The 15,194-nt window shown below is 67.0% G+C and carries 14 protein-coding genes; 1 reads left to right on the top strand and 13 read right to left on the bottom strand.

All coding sequences use genetic code 11. From position 1 onward, the window contains the following. Both BLQ85_RS15310 and BLQ85_RS15315 read right to left on the bottom strand, forming a co-directional pair. Window positions 1–783: a response regulator gene (locus tag BLQ85_RS15310; protein WP_074578085.1), complete on the bottom strand. Its 783-nt coding sequence runs from the start codon at window positions 781–783 to the stop codon at window positions 1–3. Continuing rightward, entirely contained in the window at window positions 780–3,047 is a 2,268-nt protein-coding gene (locus BLQ85_RS15315; RefSeq protein ID WP_074578086.1) for an MASE1 domain-containing protein, read from the bottom strand. Before BLQ85_RS15315 ends, BLQ85_RS15310 begins: the two co-directional genes overlap by 4 nt. A 184-nt stretch (window positions 3,048–3,231) precedes the next feature. Between BLQ85_RS15315 and BLQ85_RS15320 the strand changes: the two genes are divergently transcribed. Then, window positions 3,232–4,593, top strand: a complete 1,362-nt coding sequence (locus BLQ85_RS15320; RefSeq protein WP_074578087.1) for a sensor histidine kinase — start codon at window positions 3,232–3,234, stop codon at window positions 4,591–4,593. Window positions 4,594–4,957: 364 nt separating this feature from the next. Here BLQ85_RS15320 and BLQ85_RS15325 read toward each other — a convergent pair whose 3' ends face one another. From BLQ85_RS15325 to BLQ85_RS15375, 11 genes are all read right to left on the bottom strand, one after another. After that, on the bottom strand, window positions 4,958–5,542 hold the full coding sequence (locus BLQ85_RS15325; protein WP_074578088.1) for a response regulator transcription factor: 585 nt from the start codon (window positions 5,540–5,542) through the stop codon (window positions 4,958–4,960). 126 nt (window positions 5,543–5,668) lie between these two features. Further along, window positions 5,669–6,976 carry a tryptophan--tRNA ligase gene (locus tag BLQ85_RS15330; RefSeq protein WP_074578089.1) on the bottom strand — a complete coding sequence of 436 codons (1,308 nt, stop codon included), beginning with the start codon at window positions 6,974–6,976 and terminating at the stop codon, window positions 5,669–5,671. Further along, window positions 6,976–7,644: a site-2 protease family protein gene (locus BLQ85_RS15335; protein WP_074578090.1), complete on the bottom strand. Its 669-nt coding sequence runs from the start codon at window positions 7,642–7,644 to the stop codon at window positions 6,976–6,978. Before BLQ85_RS15335 ends, BLQ85_RS15330 begins: the two co-directional genes overlap by 1 nt. Window positions 7,645–7,691: 47 nt before the next feature. After that, window positions 7,692–8,327: an L-threonylcarbamoyladenylate synthase gene (locus BLQ85_RS15340; protein WP_074578091.1), complete on the bottom strand. Its 636-nt coding sequence runs from the start codon at window positions 8,325–8,327 to the stop codon at window positions 7,692–7,694. Between the two features lie 25 nt (window positions 8,328–8,352). Further along, a complete protein-coding gene (locus tag BLQ85_RS15345; RefSeq protein ID WP_074578092.1) occupies window positions 8,353–9,255 on the bottom strand; it encodes a DMT family transporter in 903 nt (300 codons plus the stop codon). After that, window positions 9,255–10,115 carry a 3',5'-nucleoside bisphosphate phosphatase gene (locus BLQ85_RS15350; RefSeq protein WP_074578093.1) on the bottom strand — a complete coding sequence of 287 codons (861 nt, stop codon included), beginning with the start codon at window positions 10,113–10,115 and terminating at the stop codon, window positions 9,255–9,257. The genes BLQ85_RS15345 and BLQ85_RS15350 overlap by 1 nt, the downstream gene beginning before the upstream one ends. Window positions 10,116–10,452: 337 nt before the next feature. Then, window positions 10,453–11,187: an aspartate/glutamate racemase family protein gene (locus BLQ85_RS15355; RefSeq protein WP_074578094.1), complete on the bottom strand. Its 735-nt coding sequence runs from the start codon at window positions 11,185–11,187 to the stop codon at window positions 10,453–10,455. Window positions 11,188–11,203: 16 nt separating this feature from the next. After that, window positions 11,204–11,929: a GntR family transcriptional regulator gene (locus BLQ85_RS15360; protein WP_074578095.1), complete on the bottom strand. Its 726-nt coding sequence runs from the start codon at window positions 11,927–11,929 to the stop codon at window positions 11,204–11,206. Further along, on the bottom strand, window positions 11,926–12,810 hold the full coding sequence (locus tag BLQ85_RS15365; protein WP_074578096.1) for an ABC transporter permease: 885 nt from the start codon (window positions 12,808–12,810) through the stop codon (window positions 11,926–11,928). Before BLQ85_RS15365 ends, BLQ85_RS15360 begins: the two co-directional genes overlap by 4 nt. Next, complete coding sequence (locus tag BLQ85_RS15370) at window positions 12,811–13,725, bottom strand: ABC transporter permease (protein WP_074578097.1); 915 nt, start codon at window positions 13,723–13,725, stop codon at window positions 12,811–12,813. A gap of 142 nt (window positions 13,726–13,867) precedes the next feature. Continuing rightward, window positions 13,868–15,172 carry an ABC transporter substrate-binding protein gene (locus BLQ85_RS15375; RefSeq protein WP_074578098.1) on the bottom strand — a complete coding sequence of 435 codons (1,305 nt, stop codon included), beginning with the start codon at window positions 15,170–15,172 and terminating at the stop codon, window positions 13,868–13,870. Between the last annotated feature and the right edge of the window lie 22 nt (window positions 15,173–15,194).

Consider the following 15,194-nt stretch of genomic DNA (forward strand, 5'->3'; position numbering starts at 1 on the left):
TCACTCCCACAGCGCTTCCACCTCGGCATTGAGGAAGTAGCCCACGCCGCGCTCGGTGCACAGCAGCTTGGGGTTTTTCGCGTCGGCCTCGAGCTTGCGGCGCAGCCGCAGTATCTGCACGTCGATGGCGCGGTCGTAGATGTCGTCGAAGGCGCGCGTGCGCTCCAGCAGCTGCTCGCGCGAGATGATGCGCCCGGGTGTGCCGAGGAAGACCGCCAGCAGGTTGAATTCGGCATTGGTCAGCGACACCGGCTTGCCCTCGGGCGAGGTCAGGCGCCGCGTGTTGAGGTTCAGGCCCCAGGCCGCGAAGCGGTAGGCGCGCGGGTGCTTGCCGCGCGTGACGGGCACCTGCACGCCGCTGTGGCTGGGTCGCTCGCCGGCCGGCTCGCCCGCCGCGGCCGCGCCGCCGGCGCGCCGCGTCACCGCGCGTATGCGGGCCAGCACTTCGCGCAGCGAAAACGGCTTGGTGATGTAGTCGTCGGCGCCCAGCTCCAGGCCCATGACGCGGTCGGCCTCTTCAAGCCTGCCCGTCAGGCAGATGATGGCGATGTTGGCCTCGGCGCGCCATCTGCGCGCCAGGTCTATGCCGTCGCCGTCGGGCAGGTTCAGGTCCAGCAGCACCAGGCTGTAGTCCTGCCGGGCGACGGCCTGCACGGCTTCCGTCGCCGTGCCCACGCCGGTCACCGAAAGGCCGTGGCCGGTCAGGTAATCAATCAGGAGCTTGCGCAGGGCGTCGTCATCGTCGACGACCAGGATGGCCAGGGGTTGTTTGGGCTGCGTCATGGCTGGAACTTGCCTTCTTTGCCTTCTTTGCCTTCTTCTTCGTCAACATCGCCGCCACGCCGGGCGGGCGGGGCATCGGAGCGTCCGGTCGCCATTTTGACGGCCTGGCGCAGGGCCGCGCCGTCAAAGGACCCGCTTATGGTAACCACGCCGGCTTCCTGCGTGATGAGGGCTTCGCCGCCCGTGTCCTGCGTGCTGCCGCAGCGCAGCAGCGGCAGGCCGCTGGACTGGCGCAGCGCGGCCAGCAGGCTGTCACTTGGGGCTGGCGAATCCAGCCATACCAGCAGCTCGGCATGTTCATCCAGGCCTTGCAGGCCGTGGAGCCCGCCGGCGAGGGCGGCCGGGTCGTAGCCGGCCGGCTCAAAGCCCAGCGCGGCCAGCGCGTCTTCGGTGCGCTCGCGCGCCTGGGCATCCTGCGCGACCACCAGCACCGTCTCGCCCTGGCCCAGCGGCGGTGGCGGGGCGACCAGGGGCAGTTGCAAGACTTCCTGTCCGGCCAGCAGCGGCAGCATCAGGCAAAAGCGCGTGCGTTCGCCGCGGCCGGTCCAGACCGCCACGCCGCCGGCGTGGTCGGCGGCCACGCCCGCGACGATGGCCAGGCCCAGCCCGGTGCCGTGGCCTTTGCCATGGCCCTTGCCGCCCTGTGAGGAGCGTGACGAAAAAAACGGGTCAAACAGCTGGTGCACATGCGCCGGCGCGACGCCGCTGCCGTCGTCCAGCACGTCCAGCCAGGCGCAGTCCCGCTCCAGCGTGTCGCCGACGCCGGTGTCGGCCTCGCGCGCATAGCCGGCCGGCAGCTGGCCTGCCGATGCCGTCAGGCGCAGCTCGACCCGGCTCGCCGCGGCCTGCGAGGCGTTGCGCAGCAGGTTCAGGATGGCGCGGGTCAGCTGGCCGCGGTGCACCCGTACCGGCACGGGCGCCAGCGGCACGCGGACCGTCAGCCGCACGCCGGGCGGCAGCAAGGGCGTGGCCAGCGCCACCGCTTCGGAGACCAGGTCGCGCAGGTCGCTGGCCTGGCGCGTGCGCGCGCCGCGCCGCCCGGCCAGCAGGATCTGCTCCGTCAAGTCCTTGCCGCGCGCCACGGCCGCCGCCACCTCGCCCAGCGGGACGCGCACCGGCAGGCCGGCTTGTTCGCGCTCCACCGCGAGCTCGGCATAACCGCCGACCGCGCCCAGGATGTTGTTGAAATCGTGCGCGATGCCGCCCGTCAGAAAGCCCATGGTTTCAAAGCGCCGGGCGCGCTCCAGGCGCAGGTTGAGTTTTTGCCGCTCGTTGACCGCGATACCCACGAAGAAGGACAGCACCGCCATGCCGGCCAGGTCCACCTGCAGCTCCCAGGTGCCTTCCTCGCCGCCGTGGGCCGGGCTGTAGGGACCATAGCCCGCCACGGCCAGGCCTATGCCCACGGTGGCCGCCGCCAGCACGCCCAGCGAGGCCGAGCGCAGGCCGCCGGCGATGGCCGCCCAGACCAGCACCAGCGACAGCAGGGCGCGCAGCACTTCCTGCGGAAAGCCCGGCAGCAGGGCCGCGGTGGCCATCAGGGCGGCGGCCAGCACGGCGGCCGCGACGGCCACCGGCTTGTCGCGGGGCGAAGCGTCGGCGCTGGCCTGGCGCGAGCACCAGGCCAGCAGGGCCGGCAGCAGCACCAGCACGGCCAGGCCGTTGCCGACCAGCAGGACGCGCCATTCCTCCAGCCACTCGGTGTGTTTGGTCACCGCGCCTATGGTGGCGCCCAGGGCTGCCACCACGCTGGTGGCCAGCAGCGGCAGCAGGAACATGAAGCGCGCGAGCTTGCGCGTGCTGTCGATGTCGCCTTTTTGGCAAACCAGGCGCCGCCCGAGGAAGGCAAACAGCGCCACCTCGAACACATTGAGCAGTGCGAAGGCCGCGTCGGCGCCCACGGACAGCGGGTCGGCGTCGCCGACCAGCATCATGGACAGGAATACCGCGAGCAGTAACACCGGCCAGCGCCGGTAGGGCAGGTTCCACAGCAGGGCCGCGGCCAGCGCCGGCGCGGGCCAGATGATGGCCGCCAGCGTGTCGGGGCGCGAGGTGTAGGCGGCCGGCGTGGACAGGATGGCGTAGACAAAGGCCAGCAGCACGGCCAGCAGCGCCAGCCGCAAGGGATTGGCCGGGTCGTCCAGCGCCGGCATGGCGGGCCTGCCGCCCGGGCCTGCCGAGCCTTTCGTCGGGCTCACGGGGGCGAGCTCGGCGTGCGCGTTGCGTTGCATCTGCGGGTCCTGCATTTTTTGGTGCCTGTGCATGGATGCCGCCGCGGGTGTCCGGCGTCCAGGCACGGGTATCGCCCTCCGGGGAAGCGTCCAGTGTACGCAATTGGGCTCACTGGGGCACCGATTTCGTCAACCCTGCGCAACATCGGCGCGGCGCATGCGGCCGGGGGCGCTTGCGGGCCGCCATGAGCCGCTGACTGGCCCTAAACTCGGCTGCATGGACTCCCTCCCAACGACACGGCCGGCCCAGAGCGTCGCCGACCTCTCGCGCGAGGAGTGGGTGGAGATGCGGCTGATCCACACCTTTATGCGTTATGCCCGGCCGGCATTGCATTCCGCGCTGGTGCTGATCGTGGTCATGCTGGCCATTCTTTACCACCGCGTCGACACGCTGGCCCTGGGCCTGTGGGCGGCGGCCGCGGCGGCCGTGACCGTGGTGCGCTACGGCGTCATCAGCATCTACCAGCGCAGCCTGACGGGCGTCAGCGGCCCGTCCCTGCGTGCCTTCATGGCCAAATACGGCTGGACCTGGTCGGCCAGCGCCCTGGTCTGGGGGGCCTCCATGTTCGTCTACTTCCTGCGCGCGCCGGTATACGACCAGTTCCTCTGCATGGTCGTGCTGGTGGGCATGGCCGGTTTCGCCGTGGGCACGTTTTCGTCCTGGCTGCCTTGCTTCAAGAATTATGTGAACGGCCTGGGGGTTTCGGTCATGGCCGCGCTGCTTTACCAGCTGGTCATGGAACGCGGGCTGCCCTCCAGTTTCAACACCTACGGCATGCTGGCGCTGGTGCTCATTTACTGGGCCGTGATCCGCATCTCGGGCCAGCGTTTTCACGAGGTGCAGCGCATCAACCTCGAGTTGCAGTACGACAACTCCATGCTGATCAAGTCCCTGACCGAGCAGAGCCGGGCGGCGCTGGAGGCGGTGGAAATCAAGAACCGCTTCATCGCCAGCGCCGCCCACGACCTGCGCCAGCCGGTGCATGCCCTGGACCTGTACGCCGGCTGGCTGGCTGCCGAGCCCGAGTTCGTCGAACAGATCACGCCCAAGATCGTGCGCTCCACCAAGGCCGTCAACGATTTGTTCAACTCCCTGTTCGACCTGGCCGGGCTGGAAACCGACCCGCTCAGGGTCAATCTGCAGGACGTGGAACTGGCCGGGCTGCTGCAGGACCTGGAGGCGCAGTACGCGCCCTTTGCCCGTGAACGCGGCCTGCGGCTCAGGGTACGCGCGGCGCCCGGCAAGGTCAGGTCCGACCCGGTGCTGCTGCAGCGCCTGGTCGGCAACCTGCTGTCCAACGCGCTGCGCAACACTCACAGCGGCGGCGTGCTGATGGCCGTGCGCCACAGGGGCGGCGTGCCCCGCATTGAGATCTGGGACACCGGCGTGGGCATCGCCAGGGAACACCAGCAGGCGATCTTCCAGGAGTTCTACCGGATCCCGCTGCAGGGCACCGAGGAGGGCTTCGGCCTGGGGCTGGCCATCGTGTCTCGCCTCAGCGCGGCGCTGGGGCATCCGGTGGGGTTGGCTTCCCGGGCGGGCCGGGGGAGTGTTTTTTGGGTTGAGCTTAGGGGTTAGGGCTGGGTCTTGCTCCAGCGGGGCGCTCCCCTCTGAATCCTGCTGGCCGGGGGTTGCCCGGCGGCAACTCACTTTTCTTTTGCTTCGCCAAAAGAAAAGTAAGCAAAAGAAAAGGCGACCCTGGTTCCTGCGTCCCTTCGCTTCGCTACGGGCAACCTGCGGTGCTCGGTCCAGACGGGGTCTGCCTAAACTCGCTGCGTTTCACTCCGCTCAGACAACGCCAGCCCTTATCCGTCTGGCCCTGCGCTCCTCGGCGCATCCACAAGGGGGTGGGGAGAGGAATACCGAACAGCCAACAACCGGATACCAATATCCAATACCGGCTGCATGAAGAAAAAAGGACACGCTTGCGTGTCCTTTTTGTTTAGAGCAGGCCCTGGGTTCTGGCCAGGTGGCTCGCCTGGGAGCGGCTCTTGACGTTGAGGCGGCGGAACAGGCGCCACAGGTGCACTTTCACCGTGTGCTCGCTGATCTGCAGCTCTTCGGCGATGTCGCGGTTGCTCATGCCCTTGTCCAGCATCACCAGCAGCTGCTTTTGCCGCTTGGAGAGTTTTTCGGTCGGGGTGCTGGGTTCCGGGTCCAGGTCTTCGCTGAGGAAGACGCGCAGCACGTTGGAGATCTCGGTGGCGCCGGCGGATTTCTGGATGTAGGCATCCGCGCCCGCCTCGATGGAGAGGTCCTCGTAGTCCTGGGCCGGGGCGGCCGACAGCACCACCAGGGGCACGCTGGGGAATTGCTGCTTGAGTTCGCGCACGCCGGAGACACCATTGGTGTCGGGCAGGCGCAAGTCCAGGCAGATGAGTTCGGGAACGCCCTGCTCCTGCACGGCGGGCATGACGGCGGCGAGCCGGTCCAGCTCGGTCACGGTAGCCTTGCTGCTCAGGCGGCGGATCAACATGACAACCGCTTCCCGCATGAGCGGATGGTCATCTATTACAAAAATACTCATTAAGTCAAATGTGAAGAATTGTTCCTATTAGCCAGTGAGCATAACTGCTGTATGTCAACTTTGGGGCATAAATAAACAGGCAGTTGCGGTATTTTTTCAGAACGCTGATCCAAAAAAACAACAAGCTTAATTATCGAAAAACCTTAAAACCGCCGTCAACTCGTCCTCCGTGACACCCGGCAAGGCCTGGGCCTGCCCCGGCAGCGCCTCCAGGCCGTCTTTTTGCAGTGCGGCAATGGCCAGCGCGGCCTCGCGGGGCGACTCGAAACCCCGGCTTTGCAGCATCAGCCGGGCGTCGGCGTCCTGCAGCTTGAAATAAAAGAGGCCGTCCTTTTCGCGGTACTGCTTGAAAGCCGGCGCGGCGCTTTTGGCCGCCTTGGCTTTGCCGGCGGCCGCCGGGAGGCTGTCCAGCTTGCGCAGGCCCACGGCGCGCCGCAGCTCGGCCATGAAGGGCGTAGCCTCGGCGCGGGCCTTGCGCGCGCCGGCCTGCAGGATGGCCTCTATCCGGCCCGGGTCGGCGATCAGCGCGTGGTAGCGCTCGCGCATGGGGGCGATTTCGCGGTCTATGCGCTCGAACAGCATCTGCTTGGCGTCGCCCCAGGCGATGCCCCCGGCGTAAGCTTTGCGTAACGCTTCGGTTTCGTCGGCGCTGGCAAAAGCCTGGTAGATCTGGAACAGGGCCGAGCCCTCGACCTCCTTGGGCTCGCCCGGCGCGCGCGAGTCGGTGACGATGCCGGCGATCAGCTTGCGCATCTGCTCACGCGGCGTGAACAGCGGGATGGTGTTGTCGTAGCTCTTGCTCATCTTGCGCCCGTCCAGGCCGGGCAGCAGGGCGACCGAGTCCTCGATCACCGCCTCGGGCAGCACCAGGTGCTCGCCGTAGAGGTGGTTGTAGCGCTGGGCCATGTCGCGCGCCATTTCCAGGTGCTGGGCCTGGTCGCGCCCCACCGGCACCTTGTGGGTCTTGAACAGCAGGATGTCCGCGCCCATGAGCACCGGGTACATGAAGAGCCCCGCGGTCACGTCGGCGTCCGGGTCGTTGCCGGCCGCTTCGTTCTTGTCGACCGCGGCCTTGTAGGCATGGGCGCGGTTGAGCACGCCCTTGCCGGTCACGCAGGTCAGCAGCCAGGTCAGCTCGGGGATCTCCGGGATGTCGGACTGGCGGTAAAAGGTCACGCGCTCCGGGTCCAGCCCGGCGGCCAGCCAGCTCGCCGCGATCTCCAGCGTGGACTGCTGGATGCGGGTCGGCTCGTCGCACTTGATCAGCGCATGGTAGTCGGCCAGGAAATAAAAGCTGCGCACGTCGTCGCGAAAGCTGGCCTGCACCGAGGGCCGGATGGAACCGACAAAATTGCCCAGGTGGGGCGTGCCGGTGGTGGTGATACCGGTCAGGAAGCGTGTGGGGGCGGCGTCGGCGTGTTTGTTGTTGCTCATCATTTCACCAGCATGGCCAGCGGCGTCAAAACGGTTTGGATTACGAAATAGGTCGCGTCCATCAGGGGACGCATCCAGAGGTTGCTGATGATGCCGGAAATCACCAGCGCCATCACGATGAAAAATCCCCAGGGTTCCACGCGCGAGACCAGCAAGGCCTGTTTGTAGGGCAGCAGGCCGACCAGCACGCGGCCGCCGTCCAGCGGTGGCAGCGGAAACAGGTTGAAGACGAACATCACCACGTTGACCAGGATGCCGGCCTGGCACATCTTGATGAAGAACGGCTCGCTCACCCCGGCGCCCGCGAGGAAGTAAAACAGCACGCCCCAGAGCAGGGCCTGCGCCAGGTTGGCACCCGGACCGGCCAGCGCCACCCAGATCATGTCGCGCTTGGGATTGCGCAGGTTGCCGAATTGCACCGGCACCGGCTTGGCATACCCGAACAGGAAAGTGCCCGAGGTCGCGAAGTACAGCAGCAAGGGCATCAGGATGGTGCCCACGGGGTCTATGTGCTTGACGGGGTTCAGCGTCACGCGGCCCATCATGTAAGCCGTGTTGTCGCCAAGGTGACGCGCGACATAACCATGCGCGGCCTCATGCACCGTGATGGCGAACAGCACCGGCAGCGCGTAGATGGCGACGGTTTGAATTAAATTGGCGATATCCATGCCGGAATTGTCTCAGACGTGTCAAGAGGCCCGGCAAGGGGGCGCGGTCAAAGCCCTAGCGCCGCCAGCCCGCCGCGGCCCTGGCGCACGACCACCGGCTCGCCGCCTTCGCCCATGGGCGTGAGGTCTATCACCGTGGTGGCTTCCTGGTGGCAGGCGCCGGCGTCTATCACGGCGGCCAGCTCATGCTCGAGCAGGCCGCGTATCTCGTGCGCGTCGTTAAGCGGCTCGCCGCCGCCGCGCGGGATCAGGGTGGTGGCCAGCAGCGGCGTGCCGTGCAGCTCCAGCAGCGCCTGCAGCACCTTGTGCTCGGGCACGCGCAGGCCTATGGTCTTGCGCGAAGGGTGGCTCACGCGGCGCGGCACTTCCTTGCTGGCTTCGAGGATGAAGGTGTAAGGCCCCGGCGTTGCGGCTTTCAGCAGGCGGAACTGCTTGTTGTCCACCCGCGCGTAGTTGGCCAGCTCGCTGAGGTCGCGGCACAGCAGGGTCAGGTGGTGCTTGTCGTCCACCCCGCGTATGCGGCGCAGGCTGTCGGCCGCGGCCTTGTCGTCGAGGTGGCAGACCAGCGCATAACTCGAATCGGTGGGCACGGCCGCGATGCCGCCGCGCTCCAGCAGGGCCACCGCCTGCTTGAGCAGCCGGGTATGCGGGTTCTCGGGGTGGACTTCAAAAAACTGGGCCATGGTGTGCTGCTTTCGCCTTTCGGGTTCAGGATTCGACGGGCTCTATCAGCACGCGGCTCTGGCGCACCGCCAGCCAGGCGCCCGTCGCGCCGCAGACGGCGATCATCACCATGCCCAGCATGGACCAGCGGTCCGGCACATGCGAGAACGCGATCCAGCCGCCCAGCATCGCAAAGCCGATCTGCGCATACAGAAAAGGCGTGAGCGTGGACACCGGCGCGCGGCCGTAAGCCAGGATCATCATGAAATGGCCGACCGTGCCCATCAGGCCCATCAGGGCCAGGCCGGCCCACAGCGTCCAGGAGTCCAGCGCGGCCCAGACAAAGGGCAGGGCCAGCGAGGCGGCCAGCGTGCCCACCCAGCCGGTGTAGAAATGCATGGTGAAAGGGTCTTCGGTGCGCGCCAGCCGGCTGGTCAAAATCTGGAACCAGGCATTGCAGATCACCAGGCCCAGCGGCAGCAGCATGGCCCAGTTGAAGTCGTCGCCGTCGGGCCGGATGATGATCAGCGTGCCGGCAAAGCCGCCCACCACCAGCGCCCAGCGCAGCCAGGACACGCGCTCGCCCAGGGTCAGCGAGGCCAGCAGGGTGATGACCAGCGGCGTGATCATCACGATGGCGGTGAACTCGCCCACCGGCATGTGCCTGAGGCTGTAGAACGCAAAAAGGCTGGTGAGCAGCAGCAGCAGGCCGCGCAGCAGCTGGAATTTCGGGTGCGCGGTGCGCAGCACCGACAGCCCGCGCGAGGGCAGCACCGCCAGCGTGGTGGCCACGGCCTGGAAGGCATAACGGAACCACAGCGCCATCAGCAGCGGCACGCTGCTGGAAATAATCTTGGTGGTGGTGTCCAGCACCGCGAAGCAGGCGACGGCGCCTACCAGGAGTGCGATGCCGGCCGGGGCGTGGGTGGTTCTTGCGGGGCCTGACATCACTGGATGCGGTCCGCCAGCAGTTCCCACACCGGCGTCAGCTCGCCCGGCAGGAAGGGCAGGGTACCCAGGTCGGTGTGGCTTTCGTCAGGGCTGTGGAAGTCGCTGCCGCGCGAGGCGGCCAGGCCGAACTCTTTCGCCGTTTCGGCGTACTTGATGTATTCCTGGGGCGTGTGGCTGCCGGTGACGACCTCCACGCCGCGCCCGCCGTGGGACTTGAACTCGGTGAACAAGGCGTATTCCTCGTTGGGGGTGAACTTGTAGCGGCCCGGGTGGGCGATCACCGCGATGCCCTGGGCCTGGGTGATCCAGGTCACGGCGTCGCGCAGCGTGGCCCAGCGGTGCGGCACGTAGCCGGGCTTGCCTTCGGTCAGGTATTTGCGAAAGACTTCGTTGGTTTCGCGGCACACGCCGCTTTCGACCAGGAAGCGCGCGAAGTGCGTGCGCGAGATCAGCTCGGGGTTGCCGACGAACTTCAGCGCGCCCTCGTAAGCGCCCTTGATGCCGACCTTGGCCAGCGAGTCCGACATTTCCATGGCGCGTTGCTCGCGCCCGCCGCGCGTGTTGCGCAGGCCTTGCATGATCTCGGGGTTGCCGGCGTCAAAACCCAGGCCCACGATGTGCACCGTTTGCCCGGCGAAGGTGACGGAGACCTCGGTGCCCGTCAGGTAGTGCATGCCCTGGGCCTTGGCGGCCGCCGCGGCGCGCTGCTGGCCGCCGATTTCGTCGTGGTCGGTCAGGGCCCAGAGCTCCACCCCGTTGGCCTTGGCCCGTTCCGCCAGCGCCTCCGGCGTCAGCGTGCCGTCCGACACCACAGAGTGGCAATGCAGGTCGGCATTCAGGATGTTTTGGGGGGTCACAAGGCCATTTTAGGCTTTAGAACCTGTTCACGGCCTAAACGGGGCCGCGCAACCCCCTTCCCGGGAGGGGATGCAAGGCGCGGTGCGACGCCCATAGTTCACCTATGGGCTAGCGCCGCAACGCCGCAGACTGCCCGGGAAGGGGGTTGCCCTCCGGGTTGGGGTGAAATCGGGCGATTGAGCCACCCAGGCCCTTGCATGGGCATTAGCCCATGCGGCGGTCCCGGTCGGCCCACTCATCCCGATTGCACCCCAACGCGGCCCCGTTTAGGCCGTGAACAGGTTCTGCACTGCAGTGCGCGCTCACATATCCCTGGTGGCGCCTCTGTCCGCCGGGCTACAAGCCCAGGGCCGTCAGCTCCGGCGAAAGGTTTTCCCAGGGTACCTCAAAGCCCGGCTTGCCGCGCTGCGGCGGCGGCGCGTGGCTGCGCAAGGCCCAGTGCGCGCCGGCCAGCACGCTGTCGATGAGGGGCACGCCCAGCCCGGGCTGCAGGGCCGCGGCCATGCCGGCCAGGCCCGCGCCGCCCAGGATCACCGCCTGCGCGCCCAGCTGGCGTACCGCGTCGCGGCAGGCCTGGGCCAGCAGGGTGCGTGCGGCGGCCGGGTCGGCGGCCAGCTGCGCGCCGGTCGGCGCGACGGTGTGGATGCCGGCCAGCGAAGGCGCGTGGCCCAGCGCCTGGGCCAGGCGCTGCAGCATGGGCCCCCAGCGCTCGCCTCCGGTGACGATGGCAAAGCGGCCGTGGCGCGCCGCCTCGATAAAGGCCGCCTCGGCCAGGCCGGTGACCGGCACCGGGCTGCTCTCGCGCAGCGCCAGCAGGCCGGGGTCGCCAAAGCAGCCTATCAGCACCGCGTCGGGCGCTGCGCCGGGCAGCGCGAGCGCGGCCGCCCAGGCGTCCAGCGCGGCATGCGCGGCCACCGCGTAGCTGGCCTCGTCCGAAATATAGGGCGCGCCGAAACGCGCGGTGACGGTGCTGACCTGCACATGCAGCCCTGCGGCCGCCTGCACATGGGTTTGCAGCAGCGCGCTGACCGAGGCCGAGGTATTCGGGTTAATGACCAAAAGCCTGCGCATGGCACCCCGTCCCGGCTCAGGAAAACAGCGCCGACAGGTCGGGCGCCTCGCCCACGGGCGGCGTGAACTGCAGCTGCGACTCCAGGCGCGTCAGGTGCTCGCGCATGTGGCGCGCCGCTTCCCGCGCGTCGCGCAGGCGTATCGCGTCCAGCAGCACGCGGTGCTCACGGCAGCGGCAGGCGGCGGCGCCGTCGCGGCGGTCCTCGCGCATGTCCACCAGGGCCGTGCCGTAGGTCATCAGGATCAGCGAGGTGCGCGAGGTCAGCTCGCGCAGGATGCGGCCCAGCGTCTGGTGGCCGGCGCGCTCGGCGATCTGCAGGTGGAAGTCGCCCGACAGCCGGATCGCGCGGTGCATGTCGCCGGCCAGCCGCGCGGCTTCCTCGTCGTCGATGCAGCGCTTGAGCTGGCCCATGTCGGCCTCGTCGGCCTTGGCGATGAACAGCTCCACCAGCGTGGGTTCTATCAGCCGGCGCACCTCGAAAACCTCGCGCGCCTCCTGTTCGGTGGGCTGGGCCACGGTGGCGCCGCGATTCGGCACCAGGGTGACCACCTGCTCGTTGGCCAGGCGCAGCAGCACCGGGCGTATGCGCGTGCGCGACACGCCGAAGGCGCCGGCCAGCTTGTCTTCCCCGAGCTTGGTGCCTGGCGGCAGGCGGTGGTCCAGGATGGCCGAGACCACGCGCTCATACATCTCGGTGTCGGTCGGGGGCGCGGCGGGCGCCGCCGTGTTCGTCGGTGTCATCGCTGTCCTTTTTTCTGCCGCTTGCCCAGCCACCAGGCCAGGCCTATGGCCAGGGCCACCACCCCCAGCGACACCACGGTGGTGACGGTGCCCAGCGCGTAGATGGCCGGCGTGGTGACGGTGGTGGTCAGGCCCTGCAGTTCCAGCGGCAGTGTATTCACGTCGCCTATGGCCTGCGAGGTGCGGGCGATTTCGTCCCAGCTCAGGGTGAAGCCGAACATGCCTATGCCCACCACCGAGGGCGCGATCAGCGGCAGCACCACGTGGCGAAAGCCCTGCCACGGCGTGGCGCCCAGGTCGCGCGCGGCTTCCTCGTAAGCCGGGTTGAAGCGGTTGAACACCGCGAACATGATGAGCAGGCCGAAGGGCAGCGTCCAGGTCAGGTGCGCGCCCAGCGCCGAGGTAAAAAGGCCCAGCGCCGTGCCGTAGCCCTCTAGCGCGCTGTCCATGCCCAGCAGCTCCAGCAGCTTCTTGATGCCGCCGTCCAGCAGGCGGAACTCCAGGCCTATGCCCAGCGACACGATGATGGAGGGCATGATCAGGCTGGCCACCACCACAAAGAACAGGGTGTTGCCGCCCGCGAGCTTTTTGCGGAAAGCCAGGCCCGCGAGCACCGAGAACAGCACCGTGAAGGCCGTCACCGCCAGGCCCAGGCCCAGCGAGCGCTTGAGCGCCGCGCCTATGTCCACCACGCCCAGCCCCTCGGCCAGCTTGTGGAACCAGTGCAGCGAGACGCCGCGCAGCGGAAAGGTGAGCCCGCCTTCCGGGCCCTGGAAGCTCAGCAGCACGATGATGAACATCGGCCCGTAGAGAAACAGCACGAACAGCGCGAAAAACGCGGCGAGGAGCCAGAAACCGGGGCTGTGCCTGTCATTGCGCATTCAGAGCTCCTTGCGGATATCGACCAGCCGCGTCAAGGCCCAGATGATCATCAGCACCACGGCCAGCAGGATCACCGCATTGGCCGCCGCCAGCGGGAACTGCAGGTAGGAGGTCTGCACCTGGATGACCTTGCCGATGGAGGCGATCTGCTGGCCGCCCATCACGCCTATGGTCACGAAGTCGCCCATCACGATGGTGAGCACAAAGATGGAGCCGATGATGATGCCGGTGCGCGACAGCGGCACGATGACGTTCCACAACGTCTGCCAGGCCGAGGCGCCGCTGTCGTTGGCCGCCTCGATCAGGCTGCGGTCTATGCGCATCATGGAGTTGAAGATGGGCACGATCATGAACATGGTGTACAGGTGCACAAAGGCCAGCACCACCGAAAAGTCCGAGAACAGCAGCCACTCGACCGGCTGGCTCACCACGCCCATGCCCAGCAGGCTCTGGTTGACCAGGCCGTTGCGGCCCAGCAGCGGCACCCAGGAGATCATGCGGATCACGTTTGACGTCCAGAACGGGATGGTGCACAGCACAAAAAGCAGCGTCTGCGCGCCCTGCGAACGCACGTGAAAGGCCAAAAAGTAGGACACGGTGAAACCGGTCACCAGCGTGATCAGCCAGACCAGCAGGCTGAACTTGAAGGTCGACAGATAGGTCTTGAAGGTCACGCACAGGTCCGCGCCGCTGCCGCATCCCTCAAAAATGGCGAAGTAATTCTTCAGCGTAAAGCCGGGCAGCAGCTCGTACTCATTGAAGTCCCAGAAGCTCACCGTCAGCACCAGCGCCAGGGGGATCAGGAAGAACAGCACAAACACCGACGCCAGCGGCAGCGCCTGCCACCAGGCGGCAAGGCTGCGCCCCGGCGCCTTGGCCGGAGCGGAGTGTGCAGTGATTGCCGGTGTACTCATGACGACCCGAAGTAAAAAAAGAACCACCAGAGCAAGCGAAGCCCCTTCCAGCGACAGCGCGGAACTGGCTTCGCCAGGCCGCAGCTGTCGTCCCCTGTAGGGGAGAGGCCGCTACACGAAGTGAGCGGCAACAGGGGGGTGCTTATGCAGCTACAAACTCATTCCATTTTTGAACCATGTAATTGTTTTCGTCCATGACCGCATTCCAGCAGGCAATCCCGCCCATGCGCGCCTCGTAGCTGCCGCCGTCGCGCACCGCGCCGGCCTTGGCTAGCACGTCGCCGGTGGGGCTCTTGATGTCCTGCGAGGCGGGCTTGCCTTCCATCCAGTAGGCCCACTCGTAGGCTTCCATCTTGGCCTTGGCGGTTTCCAGCACGGCGCTGTAATAGCCCTGGCGGTTCAGGTAGGCGCCGGCCCAGCCGTCGAGGAACCAGTTGATGAACTCATAGGCGCCGTCCAGCTTCTTGCCCGAGAGCGTGGCCGGCAGGCCGAAGCCGGCGGCCCAGGCGCGGTAGCCTTCCTTGAGCGGCTGGAAGTTGCAGGCGATGCCCTTGGTGCGCACGGCCGTCACGGCGGGGCTCCACATGGACTGGATCACCACCTCGCCCGAGGCCATCAGGTTGACCGACTCGTTGAAGTCCTTCCACAGCGCGCGGAACTGGCCGGCCTTCTTGGCCTCGATCAGCGTGGCGATCGTCAGGTCGATCTCCTTCTTCGTCATGTTGCCCTTGTCCGGGTATTTGTAGATGCCCTTGGCTTCCACCACCATGGCCGCGTCCATGATGCCGATGGACGGGATGTTCAGGATCGCGGCCTTGCCCTTGAACTCCGGGTTCAGCAGCTCGGCCCAGGAATTGATGGGGCGCTTGATCAGGTCGGGGCGTATGCCCAGCGTGTCGGCGTTGTACACCGTGGGGATCAGCGACATGAACTGCGTCGGGCTCTTGGCGAAGACCTTGCTCTTTTCGCCCTCCAGGTAAATCACCTTTTTGGGCGCGGTGCCCTGGTCGCCCACGGCCTTGCCGGCCACGGTGCCGGTGGTGAACAGCGTGGTGATCTTGTCGGCGTTCTTGATCTTTTTCGTGTCTATGCCCTTCAAATTGCCGGTGGGCACGATCTTCTTGAGCGAGAAGTACTCGGTGTCTATCAGGTCAAAGCTGTTGGGCGCGGTCACCGCGCGTTTGGTCACGTCGTCGGTGGTGACGGCCACGTACTGGATGGTGATGCCGGTGTCGGCCTTGAATTTTTCGGCGATCGCCTTGTCCTGGTTCACCGCGGTGCCCAGGTAGCGCAACACGATTTTTTCCTGGGCGTGCACGGCCGGGAACATGCCCGTGGCCAGGATGCCGGCCGTGCCCTTGAGCAGTGCGCGGCGCGGCAGGCCGCCCGCGGGGGTGCCGTCGGCGATGTCTTGCGGGTTCTTTTGATCAGGAAGGGCGTCGGACATGGTGAAACTCCTGTGCTGGGGT

It is taken from the genome of Polaromonas sp. JS666, assembly GCF_900103405.1.
Classification (GTDB): Bacteria; Pseudomonadota; Gammaproteobacteria; order Burkholderiales; family Burkholderiaceae_C; genus Polaromonas.